6 protein-coding genes are annotated in these 12,530 nt (G+C 38.1%); 5 read left to right on the forward strand and 1 reads right to left on the reverse strand.

Going from position 1 to position 12,530, the window contains the following annotated elements; genetic code table 11:
* Positions 1 to 25: 25 nt before the first annotated feature.
* From AA0017_RS22420 to AA0017_RS22430, 3 genes are all read left to right on the forward strand, one after another.
* Positions 26 to 1,213, forward strand: coding sequence for a glycoside hydrolase family 88 protein (locus tag AA0017_RS22420; protein ID WP_413378205.1), 1,188 nt, complete (start codon positions 26 to 28; stop codon positions 1,211 to 1,213).
* Positions 1,214 to 1,648: 435 nt separating this feature from the next.
* Positions 1,649 to 3,532 carry a beta-N-acetylhexosaminidase gene (locus tag AA0017_RS22425; protein ID WP_413378207.1) on the forward strand — a complete coding sequence of 628 codons (1,884 nt, stop codon included), beginning with the start codon at positions 1,649 to 1,651 and terminating at the stop codon, positions 3,530 to 3,532.
* 595 nt (positions 3,533 to 4,127) lie between these two features.
* Positions 4,128 to 7,061 (forward strand): lamin tail domain-containing protein, encoded by a 2,934-nt coding sequence (locus AA0017_RS22430; protein ID WP_413378209.1) that lies wholly within the window; start codon positions 4,128 to 4,130, stop codon positions 7,059 to 7,061.
* Between the two features lie 238 nt (positions 7,062 to 7,299).
* Here AA0017_RS22430 and AA0017_RS22435 read toward each other — a convergent pair whose 3' ends face one another.
* The gene (locus AA0017_RS22435) at positions 7,300 to 8,517 is read right to left on the reverse strand and encodes an IS110 family transposase (RefSeq protein WP_413376313.1); all 1,218 of its coding nucleotides are present in this window, start codon (positions 8,515 to 8,517) and stop codon (positions 7,300 to 7,302) included.
* A gap of 257 nt (positions 8,518 to 8,774) precedes the next feature.
* Here AA0017_RS22435 and AA0017_RS22440 point away from each other — a divergent pair, with 257 nt between their 5' ends.
* Both AA0017_RS22440 and AA0017_RS22445 read left to right on the forward strand, forming a co-directional pair.
* Positions 8,775 to 10,283: a hypothetical protein gene (locus tag AA0017_RS22440; protein ID WP_413378211.1), complete on the forward strand. Its 1,509-nt coding sequence runs from the start codon at positions 8,775 to 8,777 to the stop codon at positions 10,281 to 10,283.
* A gap of 893 nt (positions 10,284 to 11,176) precedes the next feature.
* Positions 11,177 to 12,454: an ABC transporter substrate-binding protein gene (locus tag AA0017_RS22445; RefSeq protein WP_413378213.1), complete on the forward strand. Its 1,278-nt coding sequence runs from the start codon at positions 11,177 to 11,179 to the stop codon at positions 12,452 to 12,454.
* Positions 12,455 to 12,530 lie beyond the last annotated feature (76 nt).

A 12,530-nucleotide genomic window follows, 5' to 3' on the forward strand; every position in this document is an offset into this window, starting at 1 on the left:
TATTCTTATGTTAGGGGAGAAAAAAATGAAAGAAATAAAGGATGAAGGAATTATTTCCATTGAGAAGTATTCAAAAGATCCAGAGTTGACTAGAGATATGGTTCAAATAGCCTTTAAAGGTGCCTTACAAAAAATTGATCGCAATTTAGAAGCATTTACTGATCAATTTCCGGATGCTGCTAGCGTTCATAACGTTTATTTACCAGTAGATAATACGGATGGTTGGACTCAAAGCTTCTGGACTGGAATGCTTTGGTTAGCCTACGAGGTAACCGGAGATGAAAAATATAGAAGTGTCGCAGAAGTTCATGTGAAATCATTTCAAAAAAGAATTGATGAAAGGTTAGGAACAGATACTCATGATTTAGGTTTTCTATATAGTCTTTCTTGTGTCTCCGCATATAAGTTAACGGGAAGTGAAGAAGCAAAAAATACGGCTCTTAAAGCAGCGGATCATTTGATTGAAAGGTATAAAGAAAAAGGAGAATTTATACAAGCATGGGGAGACGTAAATGATCCTAATAATTATCGGTTAATCATTGATTGTTATTTAAATTTGCCATTACTTTATTGGGCAAGTGAAGTAACAGGAAATAAAACCTATTATAATATTGCTTATAAGCATGCAGTAACGGCCATGGATGTTTGTATTCGTGAAGATGCCTCAACCCATCATACCTTTTATTTTAATCCAAAAACAGGTGAGCCTATTAAGGGTGTTACCGCTCAAGGGTACTCTGATACGTCTAGTTGGTCTAGAGGTCAGGCATGGGGGATATATGGATTCCCTCTAAGTTATAAATATACGGAAGATAAACAATTTATAGACGTATATAAAAGGGTTGCTCACTTTTATTTGAACAGGTTACCTGAAGATTACGTTCCTTATTGGGATCTTATATTTACATATGGGGACGAAGAAAGAGATTCGTCTGCCGGAAGTATTGCTGTATGTGGATTTATGGAAGCTGTAAAATGGCTCGACGAGAATGATCCAATGAAAAAAATATATATAAATGCGTCCAAATCTATCCTTAAATCTCTCATTCTGAATTACACGACTGAAAAAGTACCGGAATCAAACGGATTATTACTCCATGGAGTGTATAGTAAACCACATCATAATGGAATCGATGAATGTAATATTTGGGGAGATTATTATTACTTAGAAGCATTGGTTCGTACATTGAAAGATTGGGAACTTTATTGGTAATTTGACAAGTCACTGTCACTTGTCGAAAAAAAAGAAAAGCACCCTCAAACGAGAGGGTGCTTTTTCGACGATATTCGACGAGGACAGGCACCTGGAATTATTAAAAAGCTAGTATAAGTAATGAAACTAGTGGGTGTGCGTAATTAAGGTACAAAAAAGATGAGAACGAATAAGATGGCGAAACCGAGGCTGAGATCTTTGGCAATGATTAAACCTTAAATTTTAACAATTGAATAAATCACTGATTTTTCTGATAGTAAGTATTGCGGTAACATTTTAATTAAACTATCATTAAATTGAAATATTGATTCAGTAATGATGTAGAAAGTTGGTAGAATTTATTCTGTCATTATGTATGATGATTTTCCCCGTTTGATTTATATGGGATTAACTGACGTATATTATTAAAATAATATTCTGGAGAGGAGTTTTGTTATGAAACTGAATTTAACTGGAGATGTGTCGGCTATTTCAGCAGGAGTCAGTCTACTCGCTAAAGAGTTTGAATTTTCACTCGAAGAACAAGGGTATCCAATACGTCTCATTCAAAGAGAAGGTCCGCTCATGGTTCGAAATAGAGAGGGAATCGGTGAAATCTATTTTGAAAAAAAGATTCATTTTTTTCGAGCATTAGGGTTATGGCTGCAAAACTATCAAGAAAAACTAGATTTTGAAATCAAAGAAGTACCTAATTTTAAAATGAACGGTGTCATGCTCGATGCTTCTCGTAATGCGGTTATGAATGTTGACCATATCCAAAGTTTACTTCGGAAAATGGCCGTTATGGGTTTAAATTCATTGATGCTTTATACAGAGGATACATATGAGGTGAAGGAATATCCTTATTTTGGATACATGCGTGGTCGATATACGGAGCAGGAATTAAAATTATTTGATGATTATGCCCATGCATTAGGAATAGAAATGATCCCATGTATTCAGACATTAGCACATTTAACGGCTGCCCTTAAGTGGAATTATGCAGCGGAAATTAAGGATACAGCCGATATTTTATTAGTAGGCGAGCCGAAGACGTATGCTTTTATTAAGAGTTTAATGGAGGCAGCTTCTAAACCGTTCCGTTCAAACCGAATTCATATTGGCATGGATGAAGCCCATCAACTTGGGTTAGGGAAATATTTGGTCAAGAACGGCTATGAAGAGCGGTTTAATATTATGAATACCCATCTTCAACAAGTGGTTGCGATGGCAGAAGAGCTAAAATTAAACACGATGATCTGGAGTGATATGTACTTCCGACTCGGGTCGAAAAATGGTGGTTATTATGATTTGGATGTGCAAATTCCGGATCATGTCATAGAGAATATCCCGAATACTCAGCTAGTATATTGGGATTATTATCACACCGATGAAGAGTTTTATCGTCAGTTTATTAAAAAACACCAAGAGCTAGGTTCAGAACCGATTTTTGCTGGAGGGGTTTGGACATGGAATGGAATTTCACCCAATTACGGAAAAGCGTTAGCGACTTCGGAAGCTGCACTATCAGCTTGTAAAAAAGAAGGAATTCAAGAGATGTTTGTGACGATGTGGGGAGATAACGGAGCAGAAACGCCGTTGTTAACCGCTTTGCCCGTTTTACAATTTATAGCTGAACATTCCTATCATCAGTCGTTTACGGAGGAACATTTAGAGCAACGTTTTCAATTTTGTACAGGTGAAAATTATCAAGCTATCATGTTACTCAATCAATTTGATGAGACTCCTGGTGTGGCAAAAGATAATTTGCACGAATCCAATCCTTCAAAAATTTTACTTTGGCAGGATGTTCTGATTGGGTTATACGATGAGAACATTCGTGATTTGGGGATGAATCAACATTATCAAAGTCTATTAACGCAATTAACGGAAGCTAATACAGGAGTTCAACGCAAGGAATGGGAATGGGCCTTTGATTTTTATGAGCAGCTTGCTAAGGTGCTGAGTGTTAAGGCAGAACTCGGTATTCAATTAAAAGAAGCGTACGATTCTATTGATAAAAAGGAAATGGCGAAATTAGTGGTTGGATTAGACGAGTTAAGAGGAGAGGCAAATGAATTAAGGGAAAGACATCGCCAACTGTGGTTTGCGACCAATAAGCCATTTGGTTGGGAAGTATTAGAAATCAGATATGGCGGACTAATCGCTCGTTTGGAAACGAGCTCCTATCGATTGAAACAGTGGATAGACGGTAATTTGCCAAGGATAGAAGAGTTAGAGCAAGCAAGGCTTTATTTTGAAGGCCCGTATAAAATGCCAGAAGGAACGATAGGACGAAATAATTATAACCGCATCGTAACAGCTGGAGACTTAGGGTGAAAATTCGACAGGTGACAGTGCCTGCCGAAAGACATTAAGCTGAGAGCTGTAAAAGCCACATCCCATGATTGGAAGGTTGGCATGTGAAAACCACAGCTTTCCTTTCTAATAATCTCAGCAAACAATTGAATACAACGGTTCCTTTAATAAATACCGAGCTTAGCGACCTTCTTTAAAACGTGCTTTAAACGTGATGCTTAGCACTTTCTATATTAGTTCTAAATACCTATTTTAGGAGAATGTGTTGTATACTTACCTATTCGTAGGTATACTGAAACCAATTAAATGAACTATTTGGCTGGAGATTCCGGAGAGCCCTTTCCACATGTTTACACTTTCAAAATCTTGAAATGTGTGATTGGAAAGGGCTTTTTGTGTGGGCAATTATGATGGATTCATTCATAAGGTGTCGTTTTAAGTAAAAGAACAAGTTATTTTTTTCTGAAAATTAAGTGAATTAAGCAGGCAAATATTATTAGTTTTACAGTGACTAGTTACATAGGTTTACTTCTATGAAAAGCGATCTAGTTTTTTTACTCATATTGAGAAGTATCGACTAGCACTTAGTGAAGTCTTAACACAAAAGTTAGTCGTTATGATAAAAAATTTTAAGGGAGGAAAAGATGAACAAAAAAAAGCTAGGAAAGAGCTGTTAAGGAAATGGATGATTTATTTATTAGTGCTAGTATTCACATTGAGTAACACTGTAATTATTCTACCGTCTGAAACCTATGCAATTCAAAAATCGCCTCCATTACTTATTACGGAAATTGTGGCAAACTCAGCTGGTACGGGGCAACCGTATGAGTATGTCGAGATTTACAATCATTCTTCCGAGGATATTGAGTTAGAAGGGTATGAGCTCCAATATTACACTAGTAATATGAGCAACCCATCTAATCGATGGCCACTTGAAAATAAAGTAATTAAAGCAGGAGAAGCCATGGTGTTGTGGCTAAAGAAGTTTAATTATCCAGATGCAACATTAGAGGAATTCAATCAAAACTATTCTGTTGATTTACAAGCTAGTCAAGTGGTAGAGGTATTCCTCACAACAGCAGCCCAGGGCTTGCACGATACCGCTTTAAGGAAGGTAGGAATTGCTGGACCTAATGGGGAGGCAATTAGTACAGCCTTAATTAATGACGGTGAAGTTGATGGCATTCAAAATCGGAGTGTTATTTATACTTTGAATGGTTCTAACACCGAGATGATAAAAATCCGGAACAATGAAATTCCTACACCAGGAACGATCTTAGAAGAACAGTTACTAGGGCAAGACCCTAACGACCCAGGTGATCCAAATGACCCAGGCGATCCAAACGACCCGGGTGATCCAAACGATCCAGGCGACCCTAACGACCCGGGTGATCCAAACGATCCAGGCGACCCTAACGACCCAGGTGATCCAAACAACCCAGGCGATCCAAATGACCCAGGTGATCCAAGCGATCCTACTGAACTCCCTAGTCCGAGTGGGTTAGTGGCTACTCCTGGTGAATATAGTGTAGCTTTGAGTTGGGAAGAGCAGTCTGCAGCTAATATTGTGGGTTACCATATTTATTTAGAAGATGAGAAATATAAAAGTGTTGAATCAAATGTTCAGAGCGTAGTTGTCACTGACTTAGAAGTTGGACGTGAGTATACGTTTGCTGTGACAGCGTTTGATGAGGGTGGAAATGAGTCATTGAAGGCTGAGATCATTTCAAGTCCTCTTCCGATAGATGGGCAAGATCCTATTTTAGAACGTATAGAAACGCCTTCATTACTTATTACGGAAATTGTGGCTCGATCGGCGGGAACCGGTCAGCCGTATGAGTATATCGAAATCTATAATAATACTTCAGAGGATATTGATTTAGATGGATTTGAGGTTCAATATTTTACGACTAATATGGACAATCCAGCCAATCGTTGGAATATTACAGATACGGTTATTAAAGCAAAGGATGTTCATGTCATTTGGTTAAAGAAGTTTAATTACCCAAATGCTCAATTATGGGACTTCAACAGCAACTATCAAGCTGCATTATCGCCTGAACAAGTATTTCACCTTTCTTTAACAACTGCTGCACAAGGTTTAGCTGATACAGCGAAAAGAAAGGTAGCGATTGCTGGAAAAGACGGTGCGCCTATTAGTATGGCTATGATTAATGATGGTGAAGTGGATGGGCTTTTAAATAGAAGTGTCATTTATACCTCTAATAGTCTGGATGTCGAGATGAAAAAAATTCGTAATGACCAAAGTCCAACACCAGGATCTTTAGTTTCGGAACAAATTCCAGGTCCTAATTCACCTACTAAATTATTAGCGACACCTAAAGATTCAGAGATTGAATTAACTTGGATGGCATCTGAGGATGATGTAGTTGCGTATCATATCTATTATTCTGATACAAATAGTCCTATTTTAGTAGAGGAAGCAACAAGCTTTACGATCGGTGAGTTAAAGAACAACCAAGAATATCGCTTTCGAGTGACAGCAATTGACAGTTCCGGAAATGAATCACCTGCAACCAAAGAAGTAAGAGCAACTCCGCAAGTTCAAGTAGACACAGAAAGCCCTTTTGCACCAATGGGCCTAAAGGCAAAGCCTGGAGTTGGAAATGTTCACTTAAGTTGGGACAAAAATAGTGAAAGTGATTTAGCAGGTTATCGAGTATATGTCAACGATACTTTTTATGAAGAGCTTGAAGTAGAAAAAAATAATGTGATGGTAGTCCCGTTAGAATTAGGGAGAGAATATACGATTGCCGTTTCTGCCTTTGATTTAGTCGGGAATGAATCAGAAAAAACGGAAATAATTACAGGGCCATACGAGGAAATACCAATACCGAATGTCCTTATTACAGAACTAGTTCCACAAACACATAACTTTAGTAGTTACAATGCCTTTGAATATATTGAGCTTTATAATAATAGTGAGGAGCCAATTGATTTAGAAGGGTACCGAGTGCGTTCCTATAATTGGGATGTTGAAATTGATAGCTCCTTTGTAATTGAACCGTGGGATACAGTCCTGCTCTGGCCAAGAAGACAAGAGGTAAGTTCCATATCACTTGAAGCTTTTAATCATTATTATTTACTCTCATATGAAAGTAAATACTTAACTGAGGATCGCTTGCGGCCAATTGAAAATGTTGCTGGATTAGTAAATACTAATGAGCAATCAGTCACCTTGTATGATCCAGATGGAATTGAAGTATCTGTTGCTCACTATAAAGGTGAGGATGTGTCGAGGTTAAGATCGATAAAGTATAAATACCCTGAAGATGGCACATTTGAAATGGAGAAAGTAGAGTCACATGCTAGAGCAACTCCTGGTTGGTTAGATGCAGGACAAGTTCCTAATAGGCCTAAGTATCATGAGCAGAATCCGAATGCACCATCAGGTATTCAGGTGACTCCTTTTGATGGGAGGGCAAAGCTTACATGGGAAGCCAATGAGGAAGTGGATATTTATCGCTACCATATTTATAAAGATGGTCAATGGCAATATTCTGTACCAGCCTCAATTTCCTACGTTTAGTCAAGGGGTTTCTGATCCATGTAGGTTAAGGTAATTAATTTCTGCAGGGCCCGGAGGGCCCTGCAGAAATTAAAAAGCACTTGCTGATCAACTGAATAAAATTAGACTTTTTGTTGGGTAATCTAACGTAGGAGGATACTACTTATTTTATTTTCTAGTACGACTACGTATGATTAGGCATAAGAAATAAACCTCAAGTCTAGTTCATTTAAAATGAGGTTCATGTGATATAATACTTTTATTGGTCCGTTGAGACCGCGTGCGAGTAATCGTACTTTGTATCATTTCTAACCATGGAATGAATACACTTTATAAGCTTGTTCATACAAGCGACAATGGCAACCTTGTCCTTCTTGGGGGTAGGTTGCTTTTTTAATTTGTAATAGTAATCGACAATGTGATTGGGAGCTGCCTTTTGTTGGCGAATCATGTTTCGGATAATTATATATAAAATCTTTCTCCCTTTGGGATTTCCGCGTTTATTGATATGGTCCTGTCCATGATATTTACCTGATTGATATCTTCGAATATCAATTCCAACAAAGGCATTCACTTGTTTATGGGTGGAGAAGCGGGATACATCACCTAGTTCCCCCATGAGCAGGGCAGCACTTATCTCACCGATACCAGGAAAGCTGATGAGCCGTTCGAATTCAGGAAGGGTTTTAGCTTCTGCAATCATCGCTCGGGACACGTGTTCTTTTTCTTCTAATAGGTGAAGTAGCTGACGTGCATAGTACTGTACTTTTTGAGTTTGAACACTGTTGGACGGCACAGCTGGATACGATGATTGTGCGTACTCCATAATGGTTATGGCTTTTTGTTTCGCTCGTTCCTGTGATATTTTTTTCTTCGTGTGATTCACTAAAAGATCCTTAATCTTTGTAATACTGGAACCTAAAACAAGATCAGGGTGAGGGAACAGTTCAATCAGTGTTAACGCGTATGGGGTGAGTCTATTTGAGAAGAACTGTTCAAGCTCTGGAAAACTCATATGCAGGGCATTGTGTAAGTACATACGCATACGTTTAATTTGTTCCTCTATTTCTTGATAAAAGCGAGAGAAATCACGCAGATTTTGATAGACATCCGATGGATGGATCTTTTCTTCTCTTCTGTGATGGGTGTGAGATTGAGCTAACATATGTGCATCGTGCTTGTCCGTCTTCCAACTTCTGAGTGTATTTTGTTCGAGTTGCTTTTTAGCTGCCAAGGGGTTTAAGAGACAATAAGGCAGTGCATTCTTTTGGCAAAATGTTTCAACCGGCTTTGAGTAAATACCTGTGGATTCGAAAACCACTGTCACCTTCCCAGGGAGGCTTTGAATTTGATGGAGCAGCTGTTGAAACCCTTTAAGATTATGGGCAATCTCTTGTTCATAAATGCATGTTTGATTTTGATAGATGACGACATAACTTCTCCCCATTGAAACATCTAAAGCAGTTACAAATTCCATGTTTTCTCCTCTTTTCATACGAAAGTTGAAAGTTCTTCACTTATTCATTCCGATTCCCATTTCCTATACACGAGCTCAATGGCCCCAACATACTTAAAACTGATTCAGTAATGAAAGTGAAGAAGCTCGGTTTGATTTCCGGATTCTGAATCCCTGAGGCTTTGGTCGAGCTTTCTTTCACCTCTCACTATACTCCTAAAAGAAAAATAGTGGGTAAAATCATCCGTCGATGATCTTACCCACTAATCTTAGTATGTTTGGAATTTACTTTAGCCGCCTTAACTGGAAATGTCGATTATGTGATTGAATTAGTTGCAGAAGACTTATCTGGTAACGTATCAGAAAAGTCAGAGCCAATTACTATTCGTACTTCTCATCAAATTATTAAACAAGAGGAGCGATTCGAGCACCCGAGGAGTCCAGAGTATGATTATTTATGGGATATAAGTGAGGATGGACCAGTTATACCAGGGTTATCTGAAGGGTTAATTCCTCAAGGTTTGTCCTATTATGAAGAGGAAAACTGGTTATTGTCGGTTTATTATCTTGATGATAAAAGACCAAGTACCCTTACTGTAGTTGATGCAGCAACGGAGCAGTTAGTTAAATCCATCGTTTTATATAATGTTGATGGAACACCATATACAGGTCATGCAGGGGGAGTAGCTGTTAGTGAGGACCATGTGTGGATTGCTTCCGAACAAAGCTTATTCCAGCTTCGTTTGAGTGATCTGTTGGCAGCGGGTGATAATGAAGAATTACAGTTTATTGATGAAATACCTGTACCAGTTCAAGCTGCTTATAATGTTTATAGTGATGGTGTGCTGTGGGTAGGTGAGTTTTACGAGGCTAATGATTATCCAACAAATCCAGAGCATCATTTAATCAATCGTGATGATGAAACTTATTTTTCGTGGATGGTAGGATTTACGCTTGATGAGACAACAGATAGTTTTAAAAATGAGCAATGGAGTGGAGAAGCAGGAAAAACAGCTCATCCAGATTTTATTATCTCTACGCGTGAAAAAGTACAAGGTGTCGTTTTTGTAGAGGATCAAATTATCCTAAGTACTTCATATGGAAGAGCAAATGATAGTTATTTTTACCGCTATTACTCTCCTCTACAGGAAGAGCCACATATGACGGTAATGCTTAAAGAACAGGAGGTACCAGTATGGTTCCTTGATAGTAAGCAGGAGCCAGAAACGAATAGCCTCTTAAGGATTATCCCGATGTCAGAAGGAATTATAAATGTTGGAACATCTTTGTATGCGACCTTTGAATCTGGGGCTAATAAGTATAGGTTTACGACCTCATATATAATGGATCGTATGTTAAAGATTGATCTAACGAAATGGGCTGAGTTAGATAATCCGGAAGCAGTGAAGCCACCTGAGGAAGAACCACCTGCAGAAAGTGAAGGTCCAGAATGGGAAACTGAAGAACCACCAAGAGAAAGTGAAGGGCCTTTAGAAGAAGTTGACGAGAAAGCGGGAGAAAAAGAAGGAGTATCTGAAGATGATAATGAGCGAGAAGAAGAAGAATTAATCGGAGACGGTAACGATACAGAAGGAGAAAAAGAGATTGTGAACGATGAAAATTCTCCATCAAATAACAACAGATATCCTGGTAGTAGTCCTGATGTTCTTGAAAGAGAATTGCCATTTACGGCAACTAGAATGTATACGTGGGTATTGTTTGGAGGAGTGTTGTTAATTTGTGGGATGTTTGTTCATTTAATCTCTAGAAAGCGTTATATTATGTAATTTTTTTAAGTGAGTAGGGGCTTATTGGAATGGCTCCTGCTCTCAATTAAATAAATATTTAATTTTTTGAATTTTACAATAAATACTTGTAATCTTAAAGTACCTATTATAAAATAAAAAAGAATAGTTTACTTTTTGGGTAGAGAATGGGAGATCATCCATACAAAGTAAATTCTTAGGCTTATTTTGTTATGCCATAAGAATTTACTTTGAAAGGGAGGATCTCCTATTTTTTTGTAATGAAATAGAAAAGCTCGATTAATAATCCTTATTGTGTCATGGATTCGGATATTTTGAGGCTGGACAAAATTAAAGTATTTAACGGAGAATGTGAATAATACACAACGTTAGCGGTGGAAATACCCGTAGCCTCCTGTGGGAGCAAAGGTCCACCAGCGGTCTGAGGAAAGTGAGTCTATTTCCGGAGCACATGCTCAGACATCCAGTGCCTTTAAGTTTGGAGTTCTCATTAGTAAAAATCTTTTGTCCTGGCTTTTCCTCCAAATTCTCTTAATTTTATTAATTCTATTAAACGTTTATGTAAGCGTTTAAATATTATATTAACTTTCTGTTAAGGCGATTGAATAAGGGGGGGACAGGTACTTCGACATGTTTTAGGGTAACATGCAATTATTGTAAAAGTATTGTTAATTTTCTTTCTATTCGTTGCTTTGTATTGGTTTGAATAGGTAAGCTGTGGACAAGGTTCTTAATTTTGTAACTTTTATTAAAACGGTATTTTAAGAGAGTATCTATTTTTATAGAAATGAGGTGATAAGAGTTCGTTTTTCAATATGTTTTGAACGATTATTCTAGAGCTTTATTGACAGAAATTGAGGAGATTTGAGAAGTGATAGGTACTTTTTAAAAGGACAAAGGGGGAGTAATAAGAGATGAAAAAGCTATTAATCGTACTTCTAATGGCAACTATGGTGATGGTTGGTTGTAATTCTACGGCTAGTTCTGATGAAGTATCAATTGAGTTTTATTTCCCAGTAGCAGTTGGTGGTCCAATTGCAAATATTATTGATGAATATGTGGAAGAGTTTGAAGCTGAAAATGAGAATATTAAGGTGACTTCGATTTTTGGCGGGAGTTATCAAGATACGATGACACAGGTGTTGGCGGCTGTTCAGGCAGGGAATTCTCCTGATTTAGCGGTACTGCTTTCGGTCGAACTTTTTACATTACTAGAAATGGGAGCGATTGAGGAAGTAACTCCTTATTTTTCAGAAGATTATTTAGATGATTTTTATGAAGGTTTTATTGCTAACTCGGCAATTGACGATGAGATTTGGAGTGTTCCATTCCAACGAAGCACGATTGTCCTATATTACAACAAGGATATGTTTGAAGCGGCTGGATTAGATCCAGAACAACCTCCTACAACTTGGGAAGAGTTAGTAGAGTACAGCGAGAAGTTAACCGTTCGCGATGGAAGCGGAAATGTTACGCAATGGGGCGTCCAGTTACCAAGTACGGGCTTCCAATACTGGATTACTCAGGCTTTAGCGTTACAAACAGGTGAAAACATTATGTCTGAGGATGGGACAGAGGTTTATTTTGATAGTCCTGAAGTAGAGGAAGCTTTACAGTTCTGGGTTGATTTAGGGAATGAACATGAAGTAATGCCTAAAGGAATTATTGATTGGGGAACAGTACCATCGAACTTCCTAAGTGGGCAAACGGCGATGATGTATCACACGACGGGTAATTTAACAAATGTTCGTGAAAGTGCGGAGTTTGATTTTGGAGTGGCTCTATTACCTGCGAATAATCAGTTCGGTTCACCAACGGGTGGAGGAAATTTATATTTATTTAATGATATTCCAGAAGAAAACAAAGAAGCAGCTATTAAGTTTATCGAGTTTTTAACATCACCGGAGAAGGTAGCTGAGTGGTCAATGGATACGGGCTATGTCGCGACACGTGAATCAGCCTATGAAACAGAAGAGCTAGTCCAATACATTGAAGAATTCCCAGCTGCTAAAGTAGCACGTGATCAACTCGATTACTCGGCAAGTGAGCTAGCTACGTATCAAAATGGGGAAGTACAGCAAATTTTCAATGATGCGATTCAATCTATATTAACAGGTGAGAGAAGTGTCAAAGAAGGACTAGAAAGGGCTCAAAATAGTGCCAACAATGTTTTGCAGCGTTTCCAGGATTAAAGTCTTAAATCAATCTCAATAGTTGATTGTGAATAAAAGTAAGGGGGCCTAAATTAGCTGATTGTTTTAGGCTCTC

This window comes from Alkalihalobacillus phoenicis (genome assembly GCF_047302405.1).
GTDB lineage: Bacteria > Bacillota > Bacilli > Bacillales > Bacillaceae_D > Alkalihalobacillus.